The following is a 26,106-nucleotide window of genomic DNA, read 5'->3' as shown; positions in this document are numbered from 1 at the left end:
AGGAGGCACCGCCATGTCAGGACCCCGCCCCGTACGGGCCGCGCGAGGCACCGAGCTCAGCACCCTGGGATGGCAGCAGGAGGCCGCCCTCCGGATGCTGCAGAACAACCTCGACCCCGAGGTCGCGGAGCACCCCGACAAGCTCGTCGTCTACGGCGGCACCGGCAAGGCGGCGCGCGACTGGCGCTCGTTCGACGCGATGGTCCGCACCCTGCGGACCCTCAAGCAGGACGAGACCATGCTCGTCCAGTCCGGCCGGCCGGTCGGCGTGATGCAGACCCACGAGTGGGCGCCGCGCGTCCTGCTCGCCAACTCCAACCTGGTCGGCGACTGGGCCAACTGGGAGGAGTTCCGCCGCCTGGAGCACCTCGGCCTGACCATGTACGGCCAGATGACCGCCGGCTCCTGGATCTACATCGGCACCCAGGGCATCCTCCAGGGCACCTACGAGACCTTCGCCGCCGTCGCCGCCAAGAAGTTCGGCGGGACCCTCGCCGGCACCATCACCCTCACCGCCGGCCTCGGCGGCATGGGCGGCGCCCAGCCGCTGGCCGTGACGATGAACGACGGCGTCGCGATCTGCATCGACGTCGACCCGCGCGCCATCGAGCGCCGCATCGAGCACCGCTACCTGGACGTCAAGGCCGACGACCTGCGCCACGCCCTCCAGCTCGCCGTCGAGGCCCGCGACGCCCGCAAGCCGCTGTCCATCGGCCTCCTCGGCAACGCCGCCGAGCTGCTCCCGCAGATGCTCGCCGAGGGCGCCCCGATCGACATCGTGACGGACCAGACCTCCGCCCACGACCCGCTCGCCTACCTCCCCGTGGGCGTCGACTTCGACGACATGGCGGCCTACGCGGCCAAGGACCCGGCCGGCTTCACCACCCGCGCCCGCGAGTCCATGGCCAAGCACGTCGAGGCCATGGTCGGCTTCATGGACGCCGGCGCCGAGGTCTTCGACTACGGCAACTCCATCCGCGGCGAGGCCCAGCTGGCCGGCTACGACCGCGCGTTCGACTTCCCCGGCTTCGTCCCCGCCTACATCCGCCCCCTCTTCTGCGAGGGCAAGGGCCCCTTCCGCTGGGCGGCCCTGTCCGGCGAGGCCTCGGACATCCACAAGACCGACAAGGCGATGCTGGAGCTGTTCCCGGAGAACGAGTCCCTGCACCGCTGGATCAAGATGGCCGGCGAGCGCGTCCACTTCCAGGGCCTGCCCGCCCGCATCTGCTGGCTCGGCTACGGCGAGCGCGACAAGGCCGGCGAGCGCTTCAACGAGATGGTCGCCGACGGCACCCTCGCCGCCCCGCTGGCCATCGGCCGCGACCACCTCGACTGCGGCTCGGTGGCCTCCCCGTACCGCGAGACCGAGGCCATGCTCGACGGCTCCGACGCCATCGCCGACTGGCCGCTGCTCAACGCCATGGTCAACGTGGCCTCCGGCGCGTCCTGGGTCTCGATCCACCACGGCGGCGGCGTCGGCATGGGCCGCTCGATCCACGCGGGCCAGGTCACCGTCGCCGACGGCACCAAGCTCGCGGGCGAGAAGATCCGCCGCGTCCTCACCAACGACCCGGGCATGGGCGTCATCCGCCACGTCGACGCCGGCTACGACATCGCCGAGTCCGTCGCCGACGAGCGCGGCGTCCGCGTCCCGATGCGCGAGGGTGACTCCGCGTGACCCGCTCCGACGGCACCGGCGCGGGCGAGGCGCACGGGGGCTCCGCCCCGGGCGCCCGCCCCGCCACCTCCGCCCCCGCCGCCCCGCGCGGCGGGGGCGGCCCCGCCTCCTTCCACACCATGTGGGACGAGCTCCGCCCCATCGGCCGGCACGCCGACAGCGGCGGCTACCGCCGCTTCGCCTGGACCGGGGCCGACGCCGACTGCCGGGACTGGTTCCGCGCCCAGGCCGAGGCGCGCGGCCTCGCCTACGAGGTCGACCGCAACGGCAACCAGTGGGCCTGGCTCGGCGACCCCCTCGCCGGCGACGCCGTCGTCACCGGCTCCCACCTGGACTCCGTCCCCGACGGCGGCGCCTTCGACGGCCCCCTCGGCGTGGTCTCCTCCTTCGCCGCGCTGGACGAGCTCCGCGCCCGCGGCGCGGCCCTCACCCGCCCCCTGGCCATCACCAACTTCGGCGACGAGGAGGGCGCCCGCTTCGGGCTCGCCTGCGTCGGCTCCCGGCTCTCCGCCGGACAGCTGACGAAGGAGAAGGCGTACGAGCTCCGCGACGCCGACGGGACCACCCTCCCGCAGGCGATGGAGCGCGCCGGATACGACCCCGACGCCATCGGCGCCGACCCCGAGCGGCTCGCCCGCATCGGAGCCTTCGTCGAGCTGCACGTGGAACAGGGCCGCGCCCTGGCTGTGTCCGACAGCGGCTCCGCCGCGGGGTCCGGCTCCCCGGTCGGCATCGCCTCCGCGATCTGGCCGCACGGCCGCTGGCGCTTCGACTTCCACGGCGAGGCCAACCACGCCGGCACCACCCGCCTGGTCGACCGCCGCGACCCGATGCTCACCTACGCCGAGACCGTCCTGGCCGCCCGCCGCGAGGCCGCCCTCGCGGGGGCCGTCGCCACCTTCGGGAAGATCGCCGTCGAGCCCAACGGGGTCAACGCCATCCCCTCCCTCGTCCGCGGCTGGCTCGACTCGCGGGCCGCCGACCAGGCCACCCTCGACACGGTCGTCACCGCCGTCGAGAAGGCCGCCCGCGAGCAGGCCGAGCGCGACGGCATCGACCTCGCCGTGGTCCGGGAGTCCTTCACCCCGGTCGTCGAGTTCGAGCACGCCCTGCGCGACGAGCTGAACCGGATCCTGGGCGGGGCCGTCCCCGTCCTCGGCACCGGGGCGGGACACGACGCCGGAATCCTCTCCGCCGCCGTCCCGACCGCGATGCTGTTCGTACGCAACCCCACCGGTGTCTCCCACTCCCCGCGGGAGTTCGCCGCCGAGGACGACTGCGTGGCCGGAGTCCTCGCCCTCGCCGACGTACTGGAAGGTCTCACGTGTCGCTGACCGTGCGAAAGACGTACTGGCTGGAGCACGCCTGGCTCGGCGACCTCGTCGAGCCGGGCGTCGCCCTCGGCGTGGGCGCCGACGGCCGCATCGCCGAGGTCCGCACCGGTGCGGACACCCCGCCCCCCGGCGCCGAGGTGCTGCGCGGGCTGACCGTCCCGGGCCTGGCCAACGCGCACTCCCACGCCTTCCACCGGGCGCTGCGCTCCACCGTCCAGGTCGGCTCGGGGACGTTCTGGACCTGGCGCGAGGTCATGTACGGGGTCGCCCAGAACCTCACCCCGGACCGCTACTTCGCCCTCGCCCGCGCCGTGTACGCGGAGATGGCGCTGGCCGGCATCACCAACGTCGGCGAGTTCCACTACGTCCACCACGCCCCCGGCGGCACCCCGTACGCCGACCCCAACGCGATGGGCGAGGCCCTGATCGAGGCGGCCGCGGAGGCCGGCATCCGCATCACCCTCCTCGACACCGCGTACCTGGCCGCCGGCTTCGGCGAGGCCCCCAACGCCCACCAGCGGCGCTTCTCCGACGGCACCGCCGAGGCGTGGGCCGAGCGGGTCTCGGCCCTCAAGCCCCGCGAGCACGCCCTGATCGGCGCTGCCGTCCACTCCGTACGCGCCGTCCCGGCCGACCAGCTGGCCACCGTCGCGGCCTGGGCGCAGGAGCGGCGGGCCCCGCTGCACGTGCACCTGTCGGAGCAGACGGCGGAGAACGAGGCCTGCCTCGCGGCGCACGGCCGCACCCCGACGCAGCTCCTCGCCGACCACGGCGTGCTGGGCCCGCACACCACCGGCGTCCACAACACGCACCTGACGGACGAGGACATCGCCCTGCTCGGCGGCACCACCACCGGCACCTGCATGTGCCCGACCACCGAACGCGACCTCGCCGACGGCATCGGGCCGGCCGGCCGGCTCCAGCGCGCGGGCAGCCCGCTGTCCCTGGGCAGCGACAGCCACGCGGTGATCGACCTGCTGGAGGAGGCGCGGGCGATGGAGCTCAACGAGCGCCTGCGCAGCCGGACGCGCGGCCACTGGACGGCGAACGCCCTGCTGACGGCCGCCACCGCCGAAGGCCACGCCTCCCTGGGCCGCCCGGACGCGGGCCGGCTGGAGGCCGGGGCCCTCGCGGACTTCACGACCATCGCCCTGGACACCGTCCGCACCGCCGGGCCGCTGCCGCGGCTCGGCGCGGAGACGGCCGTCTTCGCGGCCTCGGCCGCCGACGTCCGCCACACGGTGGTGGGCGGCCGCCACGTGGTCCGCGACGGCGCCCACACCCTGGTGGGGGACGTGGCCGGAGCCCTGGCCGAGTCCATCGCAGCCGTCCGGGGCTGAGCCGGGAATCGAACCTCCCGAGAGGAACCCATGACCACCACCGCCATCACCAACATCGGCAGCCTCGTCACCAACGACCCCGCCCTCGGCGACGGCACCCCCCTCGGCCTGATCGAGAACGCCGCCCTCGTCCTCGACGGCGACCGCATCGCCTGGGTCGGCGAAGCCGCCGCGGCCCCCGCCGCCGACACCGCGTTCGACGCGAAGGGCCGGGCCGTCATCCCCGGCTTCGTCGACTCCCACTCCCACCTCGTCTTCGCCGGCGACCGCACCGCCGAGTTCAACGCCCGCATGTCCGGCCGCGCCTACTCCGCCGGCGGCATCCGCACCACCGTCGCCGCCACCCGCGCCGCCACCGACGCCGAGCTGGAAGCCAACCTCGTCCGCCACCTCGACGAGGCCCTCCGCCAGGGCACCACCACCTTCGAGACCAAGTCCGGCTACGGCCTCACCGTCGCCGACGAGGCCCGCGCCCTGCGCATCGCCTCAGCCCACACCGACGAGGTCACCTACCTCGGCGCGCACATCGTCTCCCCCGACTACGCCGACGACCCGGCCGGCTACGTCGACCTCGTCACCGGCGAGATGCTCGCGGCCTGCGCCCCGTACGCCCGCTGGGTGGACGTCTTCTGCGAGAAGGGCGCCTTCGACGGCGACCAGGCCCGCGCCGTCCTCACCGCCGGCGCCGCCGCCGGGCTGATCCCGCGGGTCCACGCCAACCAGCTGTCCTACGGCCCCGGGGTGCAGCTGGCCGTGGAGCTGGAGGCCGCCTCCGCCGACCACTGCACCCACCTCACCGACGCCGACGTGGACGCCCTCGCCCAGGCGTCCGCCACCACCGTCGCGACGCTCCTGCCCGGCGCCGAGTTCTCCACCCGCGCCCAGTGGCCCGACGCGCGCCGCCTGATCGACGCGGGTGCCACCGTCGCCCTGTCCACGGACTGCAACCCCGGTTCTTCGTACACGAGTTCCATGCCGTTCTGTATCGCCCTCGCCGTCCGGGACATGCGCATGACCCCCGACGAGGCCCTGTGGTCGGCCACCGCCGGCGGCGCCCGCGCCCTGCGCCGTACCGACATCGGCCGCCTGACCCCCGGCGCCCGCGCCGACCTGGCCCTCCTCGAGGCCCCCAGCCACGTCCACCTCGCCTACCGGCCGGGCGTGCCGCTGGTGTCGGCGGTCTGGAACCGCGGGGTGCGCGCGGCCTGACCCTTACGCGACGGCCCGGCGGCGGGCGGCCCTTCGGGGCCGTTCACGCCGGGCCGTCCTTTGTCTTCCCTCCACAAGGTCCCGGGCGTACCTTGAGCCACCAATCTGACATGGCGTCAGTAACAAGGCGCCGGCAACCCGTCCCGTGGCCCGAGGGGAAGACGAAGGTGTCCGACCGGAAACGCTCCACCGCGCTCGCGCTGGCCTCCGCGCTGGCCGGATCCGCCGTACTGCTCGCCGCCCCCGCGGCCCACGCCGACGTGGTCGACGTCGAGTACAAGTGCCAGACCCCGATCGGGGACAAGTCGGCGGTCTCGCCCATCGACATCAAGGCCGTCAAGGAGGGCGACGGCTACAAGCTGACGATGTCCTTCCAGAAGGGCGTCTCCTCCAGCCCCATCGAGCTCGGCAAGGGCGCCATGAACCCCAGCGCCGTCATCATGGCCGGGGGCGCCGAACAGGCCTCGATACCGGTCTCCGGGGCCCCGAACGCCGAGGCCGCGCCCGCCAACACCCCGATCAAGATCAGTGACCTGTCGGGGACCTACACCCCGAAGAAGAGCGGCAAGGTCACCTTCACCGCAGGGGTCCTGACCATCAAGGCCATGGGGACCACCACCACCTGCACCCCCGGCAACAGCCCCAAGCCCTCCCTGGAACTCGACGTGACCGCGGCCGCGGGCGCCCCCGCCTCCGACGCGGCCCCCGACGCCACGCTCCCGCAGACCGGACCCGCCGACTCCGCCCTGGCCTTCGGCACCCTCGGTGCCACCGTGGCCCTCTCCGGCGCCGCCGGCATGCTCTGGCTGACCCGGCGCGGCCGGCGGGTCCGGCACACCCCGTCCTGAACGGAGCGCCCGCCCGTGCTCCGCACCCTCACGCCCCGCACCCCCGTGCGGCCCGCCCTCCGGCGCCTCGCCGCCCTGCTCCTGCTGGCCGCCGCCACCCTCCAGGGGACCCCGGCGGCCGCCGCCGACGGCGGCGACCCCGGCTGGACCGCCGAACCGGCCTCCGGGAGCGCCGCCACCGCCCGACGCCCCTCCTTCTACCTCGCGGGCCCCGCCGGCGCCGTGCTGGAGGACCACCTCGCCCTCACCAACACCGGCGACCGGCAGCGGGTCGTCACCCTGCGCGGGGCCGACGCCTACAACGCCCCCGACGGCGCCTTCGCCGTCCGCCCGGCCGGCGGGTCACGGGGCGCCGGCTCCTGGATCAGCTTCGGCGCCGCCGCCACCGTCACCCTCCCGCCGCACACCCGCGCGGTGGTCCCCTTCACCGTCACCGTCCCGCCCGCCTCCCCGCCCGGCGACCACCCCGCCGCGGTCGTCGCCGCCGAGGGCGGCCACGAGGCGGGCGTACGGGTCGACCTGCGCGTCGGCGGCCCGGCCCTGGCCGCCCTCACCGTCGAGGACGTCTCCGTACGCGGCCGCGGCGCGGCCACCACCGTCGCCTACACCCTGGTCAACCGGGGCAACGTCACCCTCACCCCCGCGCTCGCCCTGCACGTCGAACGCGGCCTCGGCGGGGCCTCCGACCCCCGTACCGCCCGCGCCCTGCCGGTGGAGCTGCTGCCGGGCCGGCGCGTCACCCTCACCGAGCCCTGGCCGGACGCCCCCGCCCTCGACCGGGTCTCCCTCAGGCTCACCGTCACCGCCCCCGGCGCAGCCCCGGCCACCGCCACCGCCACGGCCTGGCTGGCGCCCCGGGGGAGCGCGGCCTGCGCCGGGGGCGGCCTCGTCGCGCTGGGCACCGCCGCGCTGGTCCTCGTACGGGCCCGGCGGCGCGGGCCGCCCGGGGAGCCGGCCGGGCCGCCGCGGGCGCCGGCACCGCGATCCGAACCCGAGCTGACGGGAGCGTCCACGTGAGCCGCACGCCCGGCCCGAGGGCCGTATCCCGCGCCGGTGCGGCACTGGCCGCCCTGGCCCTGGCGCTCCTGCCCGCGGCCCCCGCCCCCGCCGCCGCCGAGGGCAAGCCGGCCGTGGCGCTCTCGCAGCAGGAGGCGGCCAAGGGCGCCGAGCTCACCGCCACCGGCACCGGCTGGCCCGCCCGGACCCTGGTCATGCTGCTGGTCTGCGGCCAGAACATGATCGGCGGTACCAACAGCTGCGCCAACGCCGACGGGGTGGCCGTCTCGGTCGCCGCCGACGGCCGATTCACGGCCCGGCTGCCGGTCGCGGAGCCGCCGAAGCCCTGCCCGTGCGTGGTGAACGTGGCCTCGGTCAACGGCGACGGGTCGACCGTCGCCGTCCCGCTGAAGATCACCGGCCATCCGGTGGCCGACCTGCCCGCCGAGTCGGGGACCGCCCGGCTCGCGATGCTCACGGGAGCCCGCCTCAAGGGCGAGGACGGGGTGCTCACCTGGTTCGGGGCACCGCCGTCGCGGAGGTTCACCGCCACCGTCGGCAACCTCGGCTCGGCGCCGGTCAAGGACCCGGTGTTCCAGCTGGGCACCGGGCACGGGGTGTTCGCCCCGCAGTGGGAGGAGGCCCGCTGGAAGGGCACCATCCCGCCCGGCGGCAAGGCGGAGGTGGGCCTGGACGTCGAACTGCCGGCGGGCGCGCACGGGGACTACACCGTCTCGCTCAAGTACGGGGAGACCGTCCTCGCCACCCAGCCGTGGGGCGTGGACCGGCCGTACGGGGTGCTGCTGTTCTGGGCCCTGCTGCTGGTGGTGATCCCGACGGCGCTGTTCCGGCTGGGCATGGCCCTCGTGGACCGCTTCCGCCCCCGCCCCGGGGCACCGGGCCGCCACCGGGACGCCGGGCCGGCCCCGGGGGGCGCCGCGGCGGTCACCGCCCGGCTCCCGAAGGTCCCGCCGGCCGGGGCCCCGCAGGACGCGCCGCCGGCCCTCCCGTGGTTCACCCCCGACCCCGGGCCGCCGCGGCCCCCACAGCCATCCGCACCGTCCGATCACAGTCCGACGACGAAGGGACCCCTGTGAAAACCCAACGGAGGGCGAGTGCGGCGCTGGTCGCGCTGCTGCTCAGCGGCGCGGGTGTCGCCGTGGCGGCTTCCCCCGCCCAGGCCGCCGAGACCACGTTCAAGGTCCGGTGCGTGCCGCCGGCCGGCGGCGGCGACCCGGTGGAGGGCGAGACCACCGCCCGGATCACCGCACCCGCCACGGCCAAGGTCGGCGACGAGGTCGACGTCTCGTGGGAGACGGTGAAGCCGGCCTCGAACAACACCGACCTGATGGTGATCCCGAAGGACTCGGTCCAGCCCACCGGCTGGCTCACCACCGGCGACGGCGGGGGCGAGGTCAAGGTCGTCGGGGAGAAGAAGAACCCGGAGATCCCCAAGAAGGCCCCGATGGTCATGTCCGTGATGAAAGGCAAGCTGAAGCTGACCAAGGCCGGCAAGATCACCGTCACGCCGGGCAGGTACGAGGTGGCGGTGACCTTCCCCTTCGGGACCTTCGTCACCAAGTGCGCCCCGGTGGGCGCGGTGACGGGCGGTGCCGTCATCGACGTCTCGGGCGGCGGCACCGGCGACACGACGGGCGGCACGACCGGCTCGACGACCACCGGCGGCACCACGGGGGGCTCCACGACAGGCGGCGGCACCACCGGCGGCAGCACCACCGGGGGTTCCACGACCGGCTCCACCACCGGTTCGACCACCGGTTCGACCACCGGTTCCACCACCGGCGGATCCGGCGGCCAGACCGACTTCCCCGGCAAGGCGGTGGAGGTCAGCTACGACTGCGGCGCCGTGGTGCCCAACGGAATCAAAACGCCGGTGACCATCAGCGCGAAGCGGAACGGCGGCGACTTCGCCCTCACCGTCAAGACCGCCAAGGGCGCGATGGCCAGCCCCATGCAGCTCCCGGCCGGAGCCCTCAAGCCCTCGATGGACATCAAGCTCGGCGGCGCCGACAGCGGCACCGTCAAGGTCACCGGCCCGGCCAACGCCGAGCCGATCCCCAACGGGGCGCCCGTGAGCCTGACCGACATGACCGGCACCTACAAGCCCGGCAAGTCGGGCAAGGTGACCCTGACCCCCGACCAGCTGACCATCGACGTCACGATGGCCCCGGGCTCCACCCCGATCAACGTGCCCTGCAAGGCCACCGCCAGCGGGGTCTCCCTGGAACTGGACACCACCGCCCAGCCCGGCGGCTCCGGCTCCACCACCGCCGGCCCCTCCACCGCAGGCTCCTCGACCGCCGCCGCCGCCGGCGGCCTCGCCGAGACCGGCGCCCAGGACGACGGCGGGATCAAGGCCCTGGCCCTGGTCGCCGGCACGGTCATCCTGCTCGGCGGCGCCGTCTTCACCTTCACCCCCTGGCGCCGCCTGCGGGGCGGCGCGCGCTAGTCGGCCATCGCGAGAGGCGGGGCGCGCACCCATTCCTTTCCGGGTGCGCGCCCCGCCCCTTGTCAGAAATCGCGGTGACCGCCGCGTCCGCGATGGCCGTGCTCGGGGCGCCCGCCGCGTCCGCCGCCCCGGCAGGGGGCGTGGACGGAGGCTGCAAGGCCACCGCCGACATGGACAAGCTCGGCCGCCCGAACGCCACGTCCCGCTGCGGCGGCCGGTTCCCCTCGGGTGCCGCCCATCGCGCCGTGATCACGTGTGACCTCGTGCAGGGTGCGCGTGAGCACGTCGTCCGGCGGACCTTCCGCAGCGACTGGGCCCCCACGGGCTCGCCGGCCACCGTCCGCTGCGGATTCAAGGCGTTCCTGGTCGGATTCAACTCCGGGTAAGCCGAAAGGGGCGGCCCCGCACACCCGAAGGTGTGCGGGGCCGCCCCCGTGGAGCCGGTGCGTCAGTGCACCTCGCCCATCTGCTCCTTGACCTTCTTGCGGTACTTGAAGACCGCGAAGGCCGCCAGGCAGGCGAGCGTCGCCTCGATGGCGACGGCGCCGGTGCCGTTCAGGTCCACCCCGAACACGGCCGGGTCGGACAGCAGGCTGGTGATGGAGTCGCCGGCGGTGACCGCCAGGAACCACACGCCCATCATCTGCGAGGCGTACTTGGCGGGGGCCATCTTCGTGGTCACCGACAGGCCGACCGGGGAGAGGCACAGCTCGCCGACGGTCTGGATCAGGTAGATCCCGACGAGCCACATCGGGGACACCGACTGGCCGTTCGAGGCCAGACCGATCGGGAGCAGGAAGAAGAAGAACGAGACGCCGACGAAGAACAGACCCGCGGCGAACTTGCCGACGGTCGACGGCTCCTTGCTCTTGCGGTTCAGCCACACCCAGATCCAGGCGAAGACCGGGGCCAGCGCCATGATGAAGACCGGGTTCAGCGACTGGTACCAGGACGAGGGGAACTCGAAGCCGAGCAGCGAGCCGGAGGCCTTGGTCTCACCGAAGGACTGGACGGTCGAGGCGCCCTGGTCGTAGATCATCCAGAAGACGGCCGCGGCGACGAAGAACCAGATGTAGCCGGTCATCTTCGACTGCTCGCCCTGGCTCAGCTCCTTGTCGCGCTTGATGCGGACCAGGACGCCGGTCGGGACGATCAGGCCGATCAGGGTCAGCGGGATGGTCGCCCAGGCCTGGGTGAACATGCCGGACATGCCGACGGCGGTGTAGAACACGGCCACGACCGCGACCACGGCGAGGATCTTGCGGATCCAGGCGGAGCGCTCCTCGGCCGACAGCGGCTTGGGGACGACGGAGCTGACCGGGTTCAGGTTCTTCGTGCCCAGCAGGAAGGCGACGAGGCCGATGCCCATGCCGATGGCGGCGAGCGCGAAGCCCAGGTGCCAGTTGACCTTCTGGCCGACGGTGCCGATCACCAGCGGGGCGAAGAAGGCGCCCGCGTTGATGCCCATGTAGAAGATGGTGAAGCCGCCGTCACGACGCGGGTCGTTCGCGTCCTTGTACAGCTGGCCGACCATCGTCGAGATGTTGGCCTTCAGCAGACCGGAACCGAGCGCCACCAGAGCCAGGCCGACGAAGAAGGTCGGGCCGCCGGGGAGCGCGAGGATGATGTGACCGGACATGATCGTCACGGCCGCGATCGTCACGGTCTTGCGGGGACCCCAGACGCGGTCGCCCAGCCACCCGCCCGGAAGGGCGAGGAGGTAGACCATGGAGACATAGATGGAGAACACGGTGATCGCCGTGCCCTCGTCCATCCCGATGCCGCCGGTCAGGCTGCCCTTCTTGGCGTCAGGGCCGCCCGAGAGCAGGTAGACGAGGAGAAGGGCCTTCATGCCGTAGAAGCTGAAGCGCTCCCACATCTCGGTCATGAAGAGAGTGGCCAGGCCACGGGGGTGTCCGAAGAAGGTCTTCTCCGGCGCCGGAGACGCCGCGTCCTTCGTCAGGCTGGAAGCCATGGTCGATCCTTGCTTGCTCGGGACGCTTGGCTTCGTGAGCTGTTCAGCGCCCGGTGGGGGGCGGCCGGCACCGGCGACGGATGCCCCACCCACGCCCTGGGGTGTCGTTCCCCGCTGTGACGGGGTGACGGAGCAGCCGTAACCGGGATCCACGCCCTGCGCGCCTCCTCGCGCGCCGGGCCCGGCCCATAGGTCATTCACTGTCATCTGGGCCGGACGAGACCGACCAGAGCAGAATTTGAGGTTCTTGGCTCAGATTTGAGCGCAGATGTCCCCTCGATAGTGCATCGGGCGTTCCGCCACCATACGACAGGGCACCGATGCATATGGAAGGGCTTGAGATATGGATCACAGGCAACCTGGGAACCGATACGTCAAGTTCGAAGGCCGATAGTAGTCAATAACCCCAGTTCGAGAGGGGTACGCGGGCAGGCGCCTCCTTTGACCCGCCGCGGACTACCATCACCCACATGACGCGTGTACTGCTCGCCGAGGACGACGCATCCATCTCGGAACCCCTGGCCCGCGCCCTGCGCCGGGAGGGCTACGAGGTCGAGGTCCGGGAGGACGGCCCCACCGCCCTGGAGGCCGGACTGCAGGGCGGCGTCGATCTCGTCGTCCTCGACCTGGGACTGCCCGGCATGGACGGCCTGGAGGTGGCCCGGCGGCTGCGGGCCGAGGGCCACGGTTTCCCCATCCTGGTCCTGACCGCCCGGGCCGACGAGGTCGACACGGTGGTCGGCCTGGACGCCGGCGCCGACGACTACGTGACCAAGCCCTTCCGCCTCGCCGAGCTGCTGGCCCGCGTCCGGGCCCTGCTGCGGCGCGGCGCCAACGACGCCGCCCAGGCCCCCGCCACCCACGGCGTGCGCATCGACGTCGAGTCCCACCGCGCCTGGATGGGCGAGGAGGAGCTCCAGCTCACCGCCAAGGAGTTCGACCTGCTGCGCGTCCTGGTCCGCGACGCCGGCCGCGTCGTCACCCGCGACCAGCTGATGCGCGAGGTCTGGGACACCACCTGGTGGTCCTCCACCAAGACCCTCGACATGCACATCTCCTGGCTGCGCAAGAAGCTGGGCGACGACGCCGCCAACCCCCGCTACATCGCCACCGTCCGCGGGGTCGGCTTCCGCTTCGAGAAGAGCTGACACCGGGGGCCGGGGGGCCGGGGCGCGTTCGTCCGTTGGGGCATGCTCTAGGGCATGCGCCGCCGTCTGATCAACTCCACCCTCGCCGTGGTCCTCGTCGTGATCGCCGTGTTCGGGGTCTCCCTCGTCATCGTGGAGACCCGGACCATCACCAGCAGCGCCCAGGACCGCATCGGGTCCGAGGCGCTGCGCCTGCTGGGCGTGGTCGAGGCCGACGCCCTGGAACACCGGCGGGTGGAGGCCGGCGCCCTGTCCGAACAGCTGGACCTCGGCACGTACGCCCGTATCTCCGTCCCCGGTCAGCCGACCGTCGAGGTCGGCGACCCCATCGAGGACAACGTCATCCGGGGCACCGCACGCGGTGAACAGGGCGAGCTCGTCGTCGTGGAGGAATCCCGCTCCACCGTCACCCGCGAGGTCGGGCGCACCCTGGCCGTGGTCGGCGCCGTGGCCCTGCTGGCCGTCGTCGCCGCCGTGCTCCTCGCCGTCCGCCAGGCCAACCGACTCGCCTCCCCCCTGACCGACCTCGCCGAGACCGCCGAACGCCTCGGCTCCGGCGACCCCCGGCCCCGCCACAAGCGCTACGGGGTCCCCGAGCTCGACCGGGTCGCCGACGTCCTGGACGCCAGCGCCGAACGCATCGGCCGGATGCTCACCGCCGAACGCCGCCTCGCCGCCGACGCCTCCCACCAGCTGCGCACCCCGCTGACCGCCCTGTCGATGCGGCTGGAGGAGATCACCGTCACCGACGACCTGGAGACCGTCCGCGAGGAGGCGAGCATCGCCCTCACCCAGGTGGAACGGCTCACGGACGTGGTCGAACGGCTGCTGACGAACTCGCGCGACCCCCGCACCGGCTCCGCCGTCCCCTTCGACCTCGACGAGGTCGTCAAGCAGCAGCTGGAGGAGTGGCGCCCGGCCTACCGCAGCGCCGGCCGGGCCATCGTCCGCTCCGGCAAGACCGGCATGCGGGCCGTCGGCACCCCCGGCGCGGTCTCCCAGGTCCTGGCCACCCTCGTGGAGAACGCCCTCATGCACGGCGGCGGCACCGTCGCCCTGCGCACCCGCGTCACCGGCAACCAGGCCGTCATCGAGGTCACCGACGAGGGCCCCGGCGTCCCGCCCGACCTCGGAAACCGGATCTTCGAGCGGGCCATCAGCGGCCGCAACTCCACCGGCATCGGCCTCGCCGTCGCCCGGGACCTCGCGGAAGCGGACGGCGGCCGCCTGGAGCTCCTCCAGAGTCAGCCGCCGGTGTTCGCGCTCTTCCTCAGCCGCACCGCCCCCGCCCCCGCCCGCACCGAGCCGGAGCGGCCGGTCAGGTAGGACGAGGGGGCGGGCCTCAGCCCTGGTTGCCCGCAGGCTCCGGGGTCCGGGCGGCCACGGGCGCGGCTTCGTGCCCGTCGCGCTGCTCCACGACCAGCGAGGGAGCCGCGTCCGTCGGCAGGGCCTTGAACACCCACGTCCGGTACGACCAGAACCGGAAGACCGTCGCCACGCCCATGCCCAAGAACTTGAAGACGTTGTTCTGCAGCGAGCTGTCCAGCCCCAGGCCGTAGGTGGCGACGTAGAGCACACCGCTCTCGATGACCATGCCGATCACGCTGAACAGCACGAACAGGATCATCTCGCGACGGCGGCTGCCCAGGTCGCGGTCACGGTAGGTGAAGTAGCGGAACCCCACGTAGTTCGTGATGATGGCGACCACGATGGCTATCACGTTCGCGCGGACCGTCTGCAGGTCCGTGGTGGCGCGCAGCAGGTTGAAGACGCCGAAGTTCACCAGGACGCCCGCGCCGCCGACCGCGCCGAACTTGACGACCTCCCGGGCGATGCCTCGGAAGCGCTCGGACAGCGGTACAGCGTTCGGCGTGCTCATGTGATGGTTCAGTCCTGTCAGTCGTCGTGTGAGTCCCGGGCGGGCCGCGGGCCGGTCCCGCGGGGCGGGCTTTCGGCACCCGCCGGGCGTGTCACCCGATCTCGTCAACCCCACCATGTTAAGTGTCGCCCCGGGCGGCCCGGCGCGCCTCGCCACCCCTTGGGACACAACGCGCACAAGGCATCCGGGCCCCACCGGCGAGTCCGCGCCAGGCCTGCGTCCGTATGGCGGAATACCGGCGGATACCCTGGAGAGGTGACGTTCCCGGTAGTCGGCATGGTCGGCGGCGGTCAGCTCGCCCGCATGACCCACGAGGCGGGCATCCCCCTCGGCATCAGATTCAAGATCCTCAGTGACACCCCCCAGGACTCGGCGGCCCTGGTCGTGAACGACGTCGTCATCGGCGACTATCGCGACCTGGACACGCTGCGCGCCTTCGCGCGCGGCTGCGACGTGATCACCTTCGATCACGAGCACGTACCCACCGAGCACCTCCGGGCCCTGGAGTCGGACGGCATCCCCGTCCGGCCGGGGCCCGACGCGTTGGTGCACGCCCAGGACAAGGGGGTGATGCGCGCCCGGCTCGACGAGATCGGCGCGCCCAGCCCCCGCCACCGGATCGTGAGCGATCCGGCGGACGCGGCGGCCTTCGCACAAGAGGTCGGCGGTTTCCCCGTCATCCTCAAGACGGTGCGCGGCGGGTACGACGGCAAGGGCGTGTGGTTCGTCCGCACCCCCGAGGACGCGGAAGCCCCGTTCAAGGCGGGCGTCCCGGTCCTCGCGGAGGAGAAGGTCGATTACGTCCGCGAGCTCGCGGCCAACATCGTCCGCTCCCCGCACGGCCAGGCCGTGGCCTACCCCGTCGTGGAGTCCATCCAGGTCGACGGCGTGTGCGACACGGTGATCGCCCCCGCCCCCAACCTCTCCGAAGCCCTCGCGGGCGAGGCCCAGGCCCTGGCCCTGCGCATCGCCAAGGAACTCGACGTGACCGGCCACCTGGCCGTGGAGCTGTTCGAGACCACCGACGGCCGCATCCTCGTCAACGAACTGGCCATGCGCCCGCACAACAGCGGCCACTGGACCCAGGACGGCGCGGTCACCTCCCAGTTCGCCAACCACGTCCGCGCGGTCCTGGACCTCCCCCTGGGCGACCCGCGCCCCCGGGCCCGCTGGACCGTGATGGCCAACGTCCTCGGCGGGGACTACCCCGACATGTACGCGGCGTACCTGCACTGCATGGCCCACGACCCGCAGGTGAAGATCCACATGTACGGCAAGGACGTGAAGCACGGCCGCAAGGTCGGCCACGTCAACACCTACGGCGACGACCTGGACGATGTGCTGGAACGCGCACGCCACGCAGCCGGCTACCTCAGAGGGACGATCACCGAATGAACACTCCTCCCGTCGTGGGCATCGTCATGGGCTCGGACTCCGACTGGCCGGTCATGGAGGCCGCCGCCCAGGCCCTGGACGAGTTCGAGATCCCCTACGAGGTCGACGTCGTCTCCGCCCACCGGATGCCGCGCGAGATGGTCGCCTACGGCGAGCACGCCGCCGAGCGCGGGCTCAAGGCGATCATCGCCGGTGCGGGCGGGGCCGCCCACCTGCCCGGCATGCTCGCCTCCGTCACCCCGCTGCCCGTCATCGGCGTGCCGGTCCCGCTGAAGTACCTCGACGGCATGGACTCGCTCCTGTCGATCGTCCAGATGCCCGCCGGGGTTCCCGTCGCCACCGTCTCCGTCGCCGGCGCCCGCAACGCCGGCCTGCTCGCCGTGCGCATGCTCGCCGCGCACGACCCCGAGCTCCTCGGCCGGATGCGCGACTTCCAGCAGGAGCTCAACGACCAGGCCACCGAGAAGGGCAAGCGCCTGCGCGCCAAGGTGGCCGGAGCCGAATCCTTCGGGTTCGGCAAGTGAGCGCGGCGGACCTGCTCGGCGAGGCCCGCGAGCTCCTCGCCGGGCACCCCGTCGTCGACGGCCACAACGACCTGCCCTGGGCCCTGCGCGAGCAGGTCCGCTACGACCTCGCCGGCCGCGACATCGCCGGCGACCAGTCCGCCCACCTGCACACCGACATCCCCCGGCTGCGCGCCGGCGGCGTAGGCGCGCAGTTCTGGTCGGTCTACGTCCGCTCCGACTTCGCGGGCGACGAGGCGGTCAGCGCCACCCTGGAGCAGATCGACGCGGTCGGCCAGCTGATCGCCCGTTACCCCGGTGACCTGGTGCGGGCCCTGACGGCGGACGACATGGAGGCGGCCCGCGCCGACGGCCGGATCGCCTCCCTGATGGGTGCCGAGGGCGGCCACTCCATCAACAACTCGCTCGCCACCCTGCGCGCCCTGCACCACCTGGGCGTGCGCTACATGACGCTCACCCACAACGACACCATCGACTGGGCGGACTCGGCGACCGACGCACCCCGCCACGGCGGCCTCGCGGACTTCGGCCGCGAGGTGGTCCGCGAGATGAACCGCATCGGCATGCTCGTCGACCTCTCGCACGTCGCCGACACCACCATGCGCGACGCGATCGCCGTCTCGGCCGCGCCGGTGATCTTCTCGCACTCCTCGGCCCGGGCGGTCTGCGACCACCCGCGCAACGTCCCCGACGACGTGCTGGCCCTGCTGCCCGCCAACGGCGGCGTCGCCATGGCCACCTTCGTGCCGAAGTTCATCCTCCCGGCCGCCGTCGAGTGGACCCTCGCCGCGGACGAGAACCTGCGCGCCCACGGCTTCCACCACCTCGACACCACCCCCGAGGCGATGGCCCTCCACCGGGCCTTCGAAGCCGGCCGCCCCCGCCCCGTGGCCACCGCCGCCACCGTCGCCGACCACCTCGACCACATGCGCGAGGTCGCCGGCGTCGACCACATCGGCATCGGCGGCGACTTCGACGGCACGGCCTTCACTCCGGCCGGGCTCGACGACGTCTCCGGCTACCCGAACCTGATCGCGGAGCTCCTGCACCGCGGCTGGTCCCGCGCCGACCTCGCCAAGCTGACCTGGTCCAACGCCGTACGGGCGCTGCGCGACGCCGAAGCCGTCGCCCGGGACCTCTCGGCCACCCGCGGCCCCTCCAACGCGGTGCTCTAGCCGCACCCGCAGGGCAGACCGCGCACAGGGGCGGGACCGGGATCGCCCGGTCCCGCCCCTGTCCCGTACCGCCGTACACCCGAACGCCACATTCGCCGGGCGGCACCCTCATCCCCCATGTCACGGTGGCCCCATATCTCCCTGCTGCCGCCGAGACCGGAGCGAATGCCATGGCCGACCTGCAGGATGAACCCCACTCCGTGGGTGTCGGAGCCGAAGACGTCCCCGTCACCGCCCCCCTGGTGGCGGGCGGATCCCTGGACCGCGCGGCCGCGCTGCTCGCCGTCCATCCCGTGGCCGACGGCTGCAACACCCTCGTCTGGACCCTGCGCCAGAGCCCGTACCACGACATCGACACCCCGGACCTCGAGGTGGACACGGACATCCCCCGGCTGCGCGCCGGGGGAGTGGGCGCCCAGTTCTGGACCCTCCTCGTACCCCCCGGCCCGCCCCGCGCGGAGTCCTGCGCGCAGGCGGTGTGCGAGACCCTCGAACAGATCGACGCGGCACTCGCCCTGATGCGCCGCTACTCCGACAGCCTGTACCTCGCGCTGACCGCCGACGACATGGCCGACGCCCGCAACCGCGGCCGGATCGCCTCGTTCCTCGGCCCCGTCCCCGGCAGCACCCTCACCGGGTCGCTCGGCGCCCTGCGCGCCTTCCACGCCCTCGGCGTACGCCTGCTCGCGCCCGCCGGGGCCCCCTGGTCCGACGAGGGACTGACGGCCTTCGGCCACGAGGTGGTCAAGGAGGCGAACCGGCTCGCGATCCTGCTCGACCTGACGGGCTGCCCGCCCGCCGCGGCCTGCCAGCTCGCGGCCGCCTCCAAGGCACCCGTGATCATCTCGAACACCGGCGCCGCCTCCCTCACCCCGCACCCGGACAACGCCACCGACGAGGTCCTCCTCGCCCTGCGCGCGGCCGGCGGCCTGGCCATGGTCACCTTCGACACCGAACGCACCGGCGACTCCCTGCACGCCGTCGCCGACCACGTCGAACACGTGCGCGCCCTCGCCGGACCCGAAGGCGTGGGCCTCGGCGCCGCCTTCGGCTCCGAAGGCGGAAGCCCTAGGCCGGCCGGACTCACCGACCCCTCGGGCTACCCGCGACTGATCGCGGAACTACTGGAACGCGGCTGGTCGGAATCCGAGCTCACCCTCCTGACCTGGGGCAACGCCCAGCGGGTGCTGCGCGAGGCAGAGTTCACCGCCCGCGCCGCCCAGCACAGGGGAACGACTCCCGGCTAGGCCGCCTCAACCCGCAGCGCCGCCTTCGGCAGCACGGTCGCCTTCCACAGCCGGACGCCCGACCACACCGTCGCGAAGAGCAGCAGCGCGTTGCGGGAGCAGAGCAGCACCGTGCCCAGCGTGCTGGTGGTGAGGACCTCCGCGTCGTAGAAGACCGGGAAGACCAGCGTGGTCAGCCCGGTCGTGACGACCAGCAGCCACGCCACCGGCCGCTGGGTGGTGTGCTTCGAGGTCAGGCAGACGGCCCCGAGACCCAGCAGCCAGATCATGTACTGCGGGCTGATGACCCGGCTGGTGACCGTGAAGACCAGGATCGCGCAGAGCGCGGCGTCGAACGGCGTCGCGCTCGACCAGCGGTTGGCCTTCACCCGCCACAGCAGGAGCATCAGGAAGCCGATCACCGTCAGGCCCACCGAGGCCTGCGCGATGCTCGACACGTACGGGCCGACGTACTCGAACGCCCCGAACTGGAAGTTGGTCTTGCCGGGCCACAGGTGCACCAGCTTCGCCGCCATCAACGCCGAACCGCCCAGCGACTCGACCTGCACACCGCGGTTGCCCTGGTTGCCCAGGAAGCCCAGCGTGTCCTTGAACAGCAGCGCGAACACACCCAGCAGCGCCACGCAGGACAGCGCCGCCGCGACGATCGCGTCGCGCGTGGACTTGCCCCGGGGCACGCCGAGCAGCGTCAGCAGCGGCCACACCTTCACCATCGCCCCGATCCCGGCGATGACCCCGCCGAGCCGGGGACGACCGCGCATGCAGAGCAGCGCGAAGACCGCGAACAGGGTGACGTGGATGTCGTAGCGGGCGAACGGGGTCGCCATCATCAGCGGCAGCGCCACCAGCCACATCACCGCACCGGCCATGCTGCCGTCGTCGCGCCGCGCCACCCGCAGGAGGCCGAGCAGGATGACGGCGTCGCAGAGGACCGTCAGGCCGACGAAGGCCTGGAAGTAGGTGAGGAACGGCAGCAGGTCGGGGGAGAGGAAGACCGCCGCGGCCGCCGGCGGGTACTGCCACATGACGTCGTCGTGCGGCATCGTCCAGTGGACCAGCACGTTGTACCAGTTGTGGTAGGTCACGGAGACCTCCACACGGGTGTTGGTGGAGTGCCCGACGTCGTGCACGAGCATCCAGAGCATCGCCGCCCTGGTGGCCAGCCAGAAGAGCGCGATGCCCAGCAGGGTGCCGCGTCCTCGCAGGGCCGTTTCGAAGGATCCCCGCCGGTCAGGTGTGGCGGGCGCCGTCTTCGAGGGCGCCGTGGGCTGGACTGCGGTGCTGCTGGTGCTGGTCATCGGCCCGAAGTCTACCCAGTCGTCCCTTCGCCCTTTTTGACTGAGAACCTTCAAAGGCGCTACGCCTGCGGGCGTCCCATGGCCCGGTAGGTCCACCCCGCGCCCCGCCAGCGCAGCGGGTCGAGGGCGTTGCGCCCGTCGAGGACCAGCCGGTCGGTGACGACGGATCCCAGCTCGGCCGGGTCGAGCTCGCGGAACTCGCGCCACTCGGTGAGGTGCAGCACGACCTCCGCCCCGCGGGCCGCCTCCAGCGCGGAGCCGGCGTAGCCGAGGGTGGGGAAGACGCGGCGGGCGTTGTCCATGCCCTTGGGGTCGTAGACGGTGACCTGCCCGCCCTGGAGGTGGATCTGACCGGCGACGTTCAGCGCGGGGGAGTCGCGCACGTCGTCCGAGTCCGGCTTGAACGTGGCGCCGAGCACCGCGACCCGCTTGCCCAGGAACGACCCGCCGACCGCCTCGCGCGCCAGCTCGACCATGTGGCCGCGGCGGCGCATGTTGATGGAGTCGACCTCCCTGAGGAAGGTCAGCGCCTGGTCGGCGCCCAGCTCGCCCGCCCGGGCCATGAAGGCGCGGATGTCCTTGGGCAGGCAGCCGCCGCCGAAGCCGATGCCGGCGCGCAGGAACTTGGCGCCGATCCGGTCGTCGTAGCCGATGGCCTCGGCGAGCTTGACCACGTCACCGCCGGCGGCCTCGCAGACCTCGGCCATGGCGTTGATGAAGGAGATCTTGGTGGCGAGGAAGGAGTTGGCGGCGGTCTTGACCAGCTCGGCCGTCGGGAAGTCGGTCACCACCAGCGGGGTGCCTTCCGCCATCGGCGTGGCGTAGACCTCCCGCAGCAGCTTCTCCCCGCGCTCGCCCCGCACGCCCACGACGATCCGGTCGGGGTGCAGGGTGTCCTGCACGGCGAAGCCCTCGCGCAGGAACTCCGGGTTCCACGCCAGCTCCACGTCCGCGCCCGCCGGGGCCAGCGCGGCGAGCTTGGCGGCGAGCCGCTCGGCCGACCCCACCGGCACGGTGGACTTGCCCACCACCAGCGCGGGCCGCGTCAGGTGCCGGGCCAGCGACTCGACGGCCGAGTCCACATACGACATGTCACACGCGTACTCGCCGTGCTTCTGCGGGGTGTTCACGCACACGAAGTGCACGTCGCCGAACTCCCCGACCTCCTCCCACGACTGCGTGAACCGCAGCCGCCCGGTGGCCCCCGGCAGCCCCGCGACGTGCCGGGCGAGCAGCTCCTCCAGCCCCGGCTCGTACATCGGGACCCGGCCCGAGGCCAGCATCTCGATCTTCTCCGGCACCACGTCCAGCCCCAGCACCTCGAAGCCGAGCTCCGCCATGGCCGCGGCGTGCGTGGCGCCCAAGTAGCCGGTGCCGATCACGGTGATCTTGAGGGGGGCCATGGATGCTCCAGAGGTGCGGGGCCGTTTGCGGCCCCCGAGCATAGTCGGGCCGGTCGCGGGGGACGTTCCCAGGAGCATCCGGCTGTCACGCAGCTCACGTACGCGGCACATATCGCTGCACCGGCGCCGGGAACTAGAATTTGGGTTACTTAACGGTAGTTAGCATCCCGCGCCGCGCGCATGCCAGCGACACACGGCTGTCAGCGCCCTACGGCGCGTCATCCTGGGGAGTGACTGATCTTGGCGGGTTCTGCCGACTTCGACCTGTACCGCCCGGCCGAGGAGCACGACATGCTCCGCGAGTCCGTCCGCGCGCTCTGCGAGGCGAAGATCCTCCCGTTCGCGGCCGCCGTCGACGAGGAGGCCCGCTTCCCGCAGGAGGCCCTCGACGCCCTCGTCGCCAACGACCTGCACGCCGTCCACGTGCCCGAGACCTACGGCGGCGCCGGCGCCGACGCCCTCGCCACCGTCATCGTGATCGAGGAGGTGGCCCGCGTCTGCGCCTCCTCCTCCCTGATCCCGGCCGTGAACAAGCTCGGCTCCCTCCCGGTGATCCTCTCCGGCTCGGAGGAGCTCAAGGCCAAGTACCTCGGCCCGCTGGCCAAGGGCGACGCGATGTTCTCCTACTGCCTCTCCGAGCCCGACGCGGGCTCCGACGCGGCCGGCATGAAGACCCGCGCGGTCCGCGACGGCGACTTCTGGGTGCTCAACGGCGTCAAGCGCTGGATCACCAACGCGGGCGTCTCCGACTACTACACGGTCATGGCCGTCACCGACCCGGAGAAGCGCTCCAAGGGCATCTCGGCCTTCGTCGTCGAGAAGTCGGACGAGGGCGTCTCCTTCGGCGCCCCGGAGAAGAAGCTCGGCATCAAGGGCTCCCCGACGCGCGAGGTCTACCTCGACAACGTCCGCATCCCCGCCGACCGCATGATCGGCGCCGAGGGCACCGGCTTCGCCACCGCGATGAAGACCCTCGACCACACCCGCATCACCATCGCCGCCCAGGCCCTCGGCATCGCCCAGGGCGCCCTGGACTACGCCAAGGGCTACGTCCAGGAGCGCAAGCAGTTCGGCAAGCCGATCGGCGACTTCCAGGGCGTCCAGTTCATGCTCGCGGACATGGCCATGAAGATCGAGGCCGCCCGCCAGCTGACCTACGCGGCCGCCGCCAAGTCCGAGCGCGTCGACTCCGACCTCACCTTCTTCGGCGCCGCGGCCAAGTGCTTCGCCTCCGACGTCGCGATGGAGGTCACCACGGACGCCGTTCAGCTCCTCGGCGGCTACGGCTACACCCGCGACTACCCGGTCGAGCGCATGATGCGCGACGCCAAGATCACCCAGATTTATGAAGGCACGAATCAGGTCCAGCGGATCGTCATGGCGAGGAACCTGCCGTAGCAGGGTTTTCGCAGGTCAGCCGCCCTCTCGGGTGATCAGGGAGCGGCGATCGGTTTCCGGTCCGTTCGGGCCCGTTCCGGGCCATTCCTGGGCGTCATGCTGGGGGAATCCTGGGCGGGCACTGGGCGGAGAACGGGTCCTGACCTGCATAAACAAGAAGGCCCCCGGCATCATGCCGGGGGCCTTTCGTGTGGGCTGAATCAGGCGACTTCGTCTCGCTCGGTGGGGTCGTCCGCACCGGCGGTCAGCATGGTTGCGATGGCAGCGCGCCCGCGCTGCTCGGCCCCTTCGAAGATGTAGTGATAGTGCTCGCCGGAGCACGTCCGTGCTGCTGTGCCCCATCCAATCGGCCACGTCGTTCTCAGGAACGCCCGCGTACAGCAGCCGGGAGCCGTAGTAGTGCCGCATGGAATGCGGCTTGCAGTAGGACACCTCGCCCTTGGTCAGGGCGGCCAACCAGATCTGCCGGTAGAAGTACGAGGCGTACAGGTACCCGGTCCGGGTCACGTTCGGGAACAACAGGCGCTCCGTTCCCCACACCCCGTGGTTCTTGATGTGCCTGCGCAGCTCGAACGCCACGTTCGGCGGAAGGGGCACGACCCGCCCCGGCTCCTCCTCGTCACGGGCCTTGATGTGCCGCCGCTGAAGCGCGCTGTTCATGTGTGGCGTAGCCGAAGACCGTGCCGAACATCGCGAATACCGTGACCCGACTTCGTTCGATCAGGCCCTCGTCACTGCTGCTCATCTTTGGAACCCTTGGCTGTGGCGGTCCGGGCGCCTTAGCCACGCCCGGACCGCTTCCGTTCAGTGGTGGCTCAGCAGCCGTCGCCGTCACCGCAGCAGGCCGGCGGGTTGCACTCCTTCGCGGCACCCCACAGCTGCTCGTCGACGTAGAACCCGGCAGCCTTCACGCGGTCGACCACGGAGCCGATGAGCGGACGGGTGCGGACGGTGGCCTTGGGCTCGTGTCCGAGGAAGAACCCGAACTGCTCGTCGCACCAGGTGGCGTATGCCTGGGTGTGGAGCACGAACGAGTGCCATCCGGGGTCGACGGCGTCGGACGGGGTCATGTCGAACGCGCGGGTGTCGCCCATGACCTTGAGGAAGGCAAGGGCCTGGTCCACGATCCGGCGGGCGGTGGACAGTTCGTGTCCGTATTCCTCCGCGCAGAACTCCGACACCTTCTCGAACAGCTCGGGACTGACGAGGTCCCGCCCGTGCCGTAAGGCGACGGGGGATTCCAGCATGGTCGTCACAGTGAGATTCCCTCTCTCTCGACGGTTGGGGACTGGTTACGCGGCGGGCGGTGGCGGGAACTGCTCGCCGCCCTCCTTGTCTCCGGGATCGGTCATCTCTGCACCTCCTCTCGGTGCGTGAGCCGGCCGAGGGCCCACCCCCGCAAGGGGCGGGAGTCAGAAGGGAGCTGCGGGCAGCCGAAGAGCTTCAGCGATCTGCTCAACCACATCGGCCGGGAGCTTGCCGAAGTCCACGTAGGCCCCTCCGTTGTGGGTCACCGTGGGCCGAAGGCTGTTCCCCACCGTCTCGGGAACGCCGAGGGCGGCCAGGGCCGTGCGTATGGACTCCAAGGCGTTGTCGGCTCGGTCCCAAGAATCCCGCCACGTCTGCATGTCCATCAGTGACCGGTCCTGTGCATCCGCAGCAGGACGTTGCAGTCGGCCACCGTGGTGCCGTCGCCTTCGAGTCCCGCCGCCTTCCGAAGCTGGCCCAGCCGCGTGCACTCGGCGCATCCCGCCACGGGCCGAGGCTGAGGCCGTTCCAGCCGCACCGGCAGCTCCACCGGCTTTTCCTGCCACCGATTCGGTTCCGTCTTCATCGCGCCGCGCCCTCCCGATCGCCTCCGAGGTCGATGAGACTTCGGTAGGAACCCATGAATCCGCGGGTCCACGTTGTTGCAGGTTGTTGCAGTCCAATTACCCGAGCGAGTCGATTGCCCTGCTGATCAAAGAACGGGCCCGAGGTCCGTAAACAGCCATCTCCGCGAGTCGCGTGTGTGCGCGCAAGTAGATGTCGACCTCGGTGGGGGTGGTGACGGTGACCTTGGCCGCCAGCAACTCGACGTGTACCCGCTTGTCGTCGAAGACGGTGAACGTCTCAGGCCCCCACATGACCCGGGATGCAGCCCGGGGGATGATCCCGAGTGAGACGGCGGGATAGGACATGGCTGTGAGCAGGTAGCCCAGCTGGCCCGCCATCACGGCGTCGTCCCCGATCCGGTGCGTCAGGACGTCTTCCTCCACGAGCAGGACGACACGGTGGTGCCCGTCACGGATGATGTGCGATCGGTCCACGCGAGCCGCCGCAGCTTCGCTGACATCGTTCGGCAGGTTCCGGAAGTCTGCGATCAACGACAGCAGGGCGTGTGCGTATCCCTCGGTCTGGAGGAGGCCGGGCATGACCCGCGAGCAGTAGACGCGGAACAGCTTCGTTCGCTCGTAGAGCGGGGCGCTGGCCTCTTGGAGTCCGCGCAGACCGGTGCGCTGGATCCGCCGCCACTCGACGTACATGGAGTCTGCCGAGCGGGAGGCGGCGATCAGGTCGGCGGCTCGTTCACCGGCGCCGCAGGCCGCACACCAGGCGCGGATGTCCGTGTCGGAGGGGGCGGTCTTGCTTGCCTCGATGCGGGAGGTCTTCGCCTTGTTCCAGTTGCACCGATCGGCCAGCCCTTCCATCGTCAGACCGGCATCCAGGCAAAGCTCCCTGAGCCGCGCGGCGACAGAATCGCGGGCGGCCTGGGCACTGGAGAACGGCGACGATGGCATGGGCTGACA

26 protein-coding genes are annotated in these 26,106 nt (G+C 72.1%); 16 read left to right on the top strand and 10 right to left on the bottom strand.

The features are described from left to right. Nucleotides 1-13: 13 nt before the first annotated feature. The 9 genes from hutU to ACFY0O_RS20635 all read left to right on the top strand — a co-directional run bounded on the left by hutU (nucleotide 14) and on the right by ACFY0O_RS20635 (nucleotide 10,261). Nucleotides 14-1,678, top strand: coding sequence for a urocanate hydratase (gene hutU, locus ACFY0O_RS20675; RefSeq protein ID WP_388948379.1), 1,665 nt, complete (start codon nucleotides 14-16; stop codon nucleotides 1,676-1,678). Nucleotides 1,679-1,797: 119 nt separating this feature from the next. Next, complete coding sequence (locus tag ACFY0O_RS20670) at nucleotides 1,798-3,012, top strand: allantoate amidohydrolase (RefSeq protein WP_388948875.1); 1,215 nt, start codon at nucleotides 1,798-1,800, stop codon at nucleotides 3,010-3,012. Then, nucleotides 3,003-4,352 carry a formimidoylglutamate deiminase gene (locus tag ACFY0O_RS20665; RefSeq protein WP_388948376.1) on the top strand — a complete coding sequence of 450 codons (1,350 nt, stop codon included), beginning with the start codon at nucleotides 3,003-3,005 and terminating at the stop codon, nucleotides 4,350-4,352. Before ACFY0O_RS20670 ends, ACFY0O_RS20665 begins: the two co-directional genes overlap by 10 nt. 30 nt (nucleotides 4,353-4,382) lie before the next feature. Continuing rightward, nucleotides 4,383-5,561: an imidazolonepropionase gene (gene hutI / locus ACFY0O_RS20660; RefSeq protein WP_388948374.1), complete on the top strand. Its 1,179-nt coding sequence runs from the start codon at nucleotides 4,383-4,385 to the stop codon at nucleotides 5,559-5,561. Nucleotides 5,562-5,728: 167 nt separating this feature from the next. Continuing rightward, entirely contained in the window at nucleotides 5,729-6,409 is a 681-nt protein-coding gene (locus ACFY0O_RS20655) for an LPXTG cell wall anchor domain-containing protein (protein ID WP_388948372.1), read from the top strand. A gap of 15 nt (nucleotides 6,410-6,424) precedes the next feature. Continuing rightward, nucleotides 6,425-7,426 carry a hypothetical protein gene (locus ACFY0O_RS20650; RefSeq protein WP_388948369.1) on the top strand — a complete coding sequence of 334 codons (1,002 nt, stop codon included), beginning with the start codon at nucleotides 6,425-6,427 and terminating at the stop codon, nucleotides 7,424-7,426. Next, nucleotides 7,423-8,502, top strand: coding sequence for a hypothetical protein (locus tag ACFY0O_RS20645; RefSeq protein WP_388948367.1), 1,080 nt, complete (start codon nucleotides 7,423-7,425; stop codon nucleotides 8,500-8,502). Before ACFY0O_RS20650 ends, ACFY0O_RS20645 begins: the two co-directional genes overlap by 4 nt. Then, the gene (locus ACFY0O_RS20640; RefSeq protein ID WP_388948364.1) at nucleotides 8,499-9,875 is read left to right on the top strand and encodes a hypothetical protein; all 1,377 of its coding nucleotides are present in this window, start codon (nucleotides 8,499-8,501) and stop codon (nucleotides 9,873-9,875) included. The genes ACFY0O_RS20645 and ACFY0O_RS20640 overlap by 4 nt, the downstream gene beginning before the upstream one ends. Before the next feature lie 74 nt (nucleotides 9,876-9,949). Beyond that, nucleotides 9,950-10,261 (top strand): hypothetical protein, encoded by a 312-nt coding sequence (locus ACFY0O_RS20635; RefSeq protein ID WP_388948361.1) that lies wholly within the window; start codon nucleotides 9,950-9,952, stop codon nucleotides 10,259-10,261. A 62-nt stretch (nucleotides 10,262-10,323) separates the two neighbouring features. Here ACFY0O_RS20635 and ACFY0O_RS20630 read toward each other — a convergent pair whose 3' ends face one another. Next, complete coding sequence (locus tag ACFY0O_RS20630; protein ID WP_388948358.1) at nucleotides 10,324-11,850, bottom strand: peptide MFS transporter; 1,527 nt, start codon at nucleotides 11,848-11,850, stop codon at nucleotides 10,324-10,326. Between the two features lie 470 nt (nucleotides 11,851-12,320). On the opposite strand from ACFY0O_RS20630, the gene ACFY0O_RS20625 reads away from it, so the two are divergent. Next, nucleotides 12,321-12,998, top strand: a complete 678-nt coding sequence (locus tag ACFY0O_RS20625) for a response regulator transcription factor (protein WP_042812873.1) — start codon at nucleotides 12,321-12,323, stop codon at nucleotides 12,996-12,998. A gap of 54 nt (nucleotides 12,999-13,052) precedes the next feature. Further along, entirely contained in the window at nucleotides 13,053-14,324 is a 1,272-nt protein-coding gene (locus tag ACFY0O_RS20620) for an ATP-binding protein (protein WP_388948355.1), read from the top strand. Nucleotides 14,325-14,340: 16 nt separating this feature from the next. Here ACFY0O_RS20620 and ACFY0O_RS20615 read toward each other — a convergent pair whose 3' ends face one another. Continuing rightward, the gene (locus ACFY0O_RS20615) at nucleotides 14,341-14,877 is read right to left on the bottom strand and encodes a GtrA family protein (RefSeq protein ID WP_358896524.1); all 537 of its coding nucleotides are present in this window, start codon (nucleotides 14,875-14,877) and stop codon (nucleotides 14,341-14,343) included. Nucleotides 14,878-15,132: 255 nt separating this feature from the next. Here ACFY0O_RS20615 and ACFY0O_RS20610 point away from each other — a divergent pair, with 255 nt between their 5' ends. The 4 genes from ACFY0O_RS20610 to ACFY0O_RS20595 all read left to right on the top strand — a co-directional run bounded on the left by ACFY0O_RS20610 (nucleotide 15,133) and on the right by ACFY0O_RS20595 (nucleotide 19,218). Continuing rightward, a complete protein-coding gene (locus ACFY0O_RS20610) occupies nucleotides 15,133-16,272 on the top strand; it encodes a 5-(carboxyamino)imidazole ribonucleotide synthase (RefSeq protein WP_388948352.1) in 1,140 nt (379 codons plus the stop codon). Continuing rightward, the gene (purE, locus tag ACFY0O_RS20605) at nucleotides 16,269-16,796 is read left to right on the top strand and encodes a 5-(carboxyamino)imidazole ribonucleotide mutase (RefSeq protein ID WP_358896526.1); all 528 of its coding nucleotides are present in this window, start codon (nucleotides 16,269-16,271) and stop codon (nucleotides 16,794-16,796) included. The genes ACFY0O_RS20610 and purE overlap by 4 nt, the downstream gene beginning before the upstream one ends. Beyond that, nucleotides 16,793-17,971 carry a dipeptidase gene (locus ACFY0O_RS20600; RefSeq protein WP_388948348.1) on the top strand — a complete coding sequence of 393 codons (1,179 nt, stop codon included), beginning with the start codon at nucleotides 16,793-16,795 and terminating at the stop codon, nucleotides 17,969-17,971. The genes purE and ACFY0O_RS20600 overlap by 4 nt, the downstream gene beginning before the upstream one ends. Nucleotides 17,972-18,141: 170 nt before the next feature. Next, the gene (locus tag ACFY0O_RS20595) at nucleotides 18,142-19,218 is read left to right on the top strand and encodes a membrane dipeptidase (protein WP_388948345.1); all 1,077 of its coding nucleotides are present in this window, start codon (nucleotides 18,142-18,144) and stop codon (nucleotides 19,216-19,218) included. On the opposite strand, the gene ACFY0O_RS20590 is transcribed toward ACFY0O_RS20595, so the two are convergent. After that, nucleotides 19,215-20,516 carry a glycosyltransferase 87 family protein gene (locus tag ACFY0O_RS20590; RefSeq protein ID WP_388948342.1) on the bottom strand — a complete coding sequence of 434 codons (1,302 nt, stop codon included), beginning with the start codon at nucleotides 20,514-20,516 and terminating at the stop codon, nucleotides 19,215-19,217. The genes ACFY0O_RS20595 and ACFY0O_RS20590 overlap by 4 nt on opposite strands. 59 nt (nucleotides 20,517-20,575) lie before the next feature. After that, complete coding sequence (locus ACFY0O_RS20585) at nucleotides 20,576-21,919, bottom strand: UDP-glucose dehydrogenase family protein (protein ID WP_388948339.1); 1,344 nt, start codon at nucleotides 21,917-21,919, stop codon at nucleotides 20,576-20,578. Between the two features lie 240 nt (nucleotides 21,920-22,159). On the opposite strand from ACFY0O_RS20585, the gene ACFY0O_RS20580 reads away from it, so the two are divergent. Beyond that, on the top strand, nucleotides 22,160-23,317 hold the full coding sequence (locus tag ACFY0O_RS20580) for an acyl-CoA dehydrogenase family protein (RefSeq protein ID WP_042812866.1): 1,158 nt from the start codon (nucleotides 22,160-22,162) through the stop codon (nucleotides 23,315-23,317). A 15-nt stretch (nucleotides 23,318-23,332) separates the two neighbouring features. On the opposite strand, the gene ACFY0O_RS20575 is transcribed toward ACFY0O_RS20580, so the two are convergent. From ACFY0O_RS20575 to ACFY0O_RS20550, 6 genes are all read right to left on the bottom strand, one after another. Beyond that, complete coding sequence (locus ACFY0O_RS20575) at nucleotides 23,333-23,977, bottom strand: tyrosine-type recombinase/integrase (RefSeq protein WP_388948336.1); 645 nt, start codon at nucleotides 23,975-23,977, stop codon at nucleotides 23,333-23,335. Then, on the bottom strand, nucleotides 23,937-24,062 hold the full coding sequence (locus ACFY0O_RS20570) for a hypothetical protein (protein WP_388948333.1): 126 nt from the start codon (nucleotides 24,060-24,062) through the stop codon (nucleotides 23,937-23,939). Before ACFY0O_RS20570 ends, ACFY0O_RS20575 begins: the two co-directional genes overlap by 41 nt. A 70-nt stretch (nucleotides 24,063-24,132) precedes the next feature. Then, nucleotides 24,133-24,564 (bottom strand): hypothetical protein, encoded by a 432-nt coding sequence (locus tag ACFY0O_RS20565; protein WP_388948873.1) that lies wholly within the window; start codon nucleotides 24,562-24,564, stop codon nucleotides 24,133-24,135. Between the two features lie 165 nt (nucleotides 24,565-24,729). Next, entirely contained in the window at nucleotides 24,730-24,951 is a 222-nt protein-coding gene (locus tag ACFY0O_RS20560; RefSeq protein WP_388948330.1) for a hypothetical protein, read from the bottom strand. Further along, nucleotides 24,951-25,151, bottom strand: a complete 201-nt coding sequence (locus tag ACFY0O_RS20555; protein WP_388948328.1) for a hypothetical protein — start codon at nucleotides 25,149-25,151, stop codon at nucleotides 24,951-24,953. The genes ACFY0O_RS20560 and ACFY0O_RS20555 overlap by 1 nt, the downstream gene beginning before the upstream one ends. A 97-nt stretch (nucleotides 25,152-25,248) precedes the next feature. Next, nucleotides 25,249-26,097 carry a helix-turn-helix domain-containing protein gene (locus ACFY0O_RS20550; protein WP_388948326.1) on the bottom strand — a complete coding sequence of 283 codons (849 nt, stop codon included), beginning with the start codon at nucleotides 26,095-26,097 and terminating at the stop codon, nucleotides 25,249-25,251. Nucleotides 26,098-26,106 lie beyond the last annotated feature (9 nt).

Origin of the sequence: Streptomyces sp. NPDC001594 (genome assembly GCF_042893675.1) — a bacterium.
Lineage (GTDB): Bacteria > Actinomycetota > Actinomycetes > Streptomycetales > Streptomycetaceae > Streptomyces.
This window is presented reverse-complemented; position numbering and strand designations above follow the sequence as displayed.

Coding starts and splice junctions, on each gene's coding strand:
- hutU (WP_388948379.1), top strand. CDS start 14: ATGTCAGGACCCCGCCCCGTACGGGCCGCGCGAGGCACCGAGCTCAGC.
- ACFY0O_RS20670 (WP_388948875.1), top strand. CDS start 1,798: ATGTGGGACGAGCTCCGCCCCATCGGCCGGCACGCCGACAGCGGCGGC.
- hutI (WP_388948374.1), top strand. CDS start 4,383: ATGACCACCACCGCCATCACCAACATCGGCAGCCTCGTCACCAACGAC.
- ACFY0O_RS20630 (WP_388948358.1), bottom strand. CDS start 11,850: ATGGCTTCCAGCCTGACGAAGGACGCGGCGTCTCCGGCGCCGGAGAAG.
- ACFY0O_RS20625 (WP_042812873.1), top strand. CDS start 12,321: ATGACGCGTGTACTGCTCGCCGAGGACGACGCATCCATCTCGGAACCC.
- ACFY0O_RS20620 (WP_388948355.1), top strand. CDS start 13,053: ATGCGCCGCCGTCTGATCAACTCCACCCTCGCCGTGGTCCTCGTCGTG.
- ACFY0O_RS20615 (WP_358896524.1), bottom strand. CDS start 14,877: ATGAGCACGCCGAACGCTGTACCGCTGTCCGAGCGCTTCCGAGGCATC.
- purE (WP_358896526.1), top strand. CDS start 16,269: ATGAACACTCCTCCCGTCGTGGGCATCGTCATGGGCTCGGACTCCGAC.
- ACFY0O_RS20595 (WP_388948345.1), top strand. CDS start 18,142: ATGGCCGACCTGCAGGATGAACCCCACTCCGTGGGTGTCGGAGCCGAA.
- ACFY0O_RS20590 (WP_388948342.1), bottom strand. CDS start 20,516: ATGACCAGCACCAGCAGCACCGCAGTCCAGCCCACGGCGCCCTCGAAG.
- ACFY0O_RS20585 (WP_388948339.1), bottom strand. CDS start 21,919: ATGGCCCCCCTCAAGATCACCGTGATCGGCACCGGCTACTTGGGCGCC.
- ACFY0O_RS20575 (WP_388948336.1), bottom strand. CDS start 23,977: ATGAACAGCGCGCTTCAGCGGCGGCACATCAAGGCCCGTGACGAGGAG.
- ACFY0O_RS20570 (WP_388948333.1), bottom strand. CDS start 24,062: ATGAGCAGCAGTGACGAGGGCCTGATCGAACGAAGTCGGGTCACGGTA.
- ACFY0O_RS20565 (WP_388948873.1), bottom strand. CDS start 24,564: ATGCTGGAATCCCCCGTCGCCTTACGGCACGGGCGGGACCTCGTCAGT.
- ACFY0O_RS20560 (WP_388948330.1), bottom strand. CDS start 24,951: ATGGACATGCAGACGTGGCGGGATTCTTGGGACCGAGCCGACAACGCC.
- ACFY0O_RS20555 (WP_388948328.1), bottom strand. CDS start 25,151: ATGAAGACGGAACCGAATCGGTGGCAGGAAAAGCCGGTGGAGCTGCCG.
- ACFY0O_RS20550 (WP_388948326.1), bottom strand. CDS start 26,097: ATGCCATCGTCGCCGTTCTCCAGTGCCCAGGCCGCCCGCGATTCTGTC.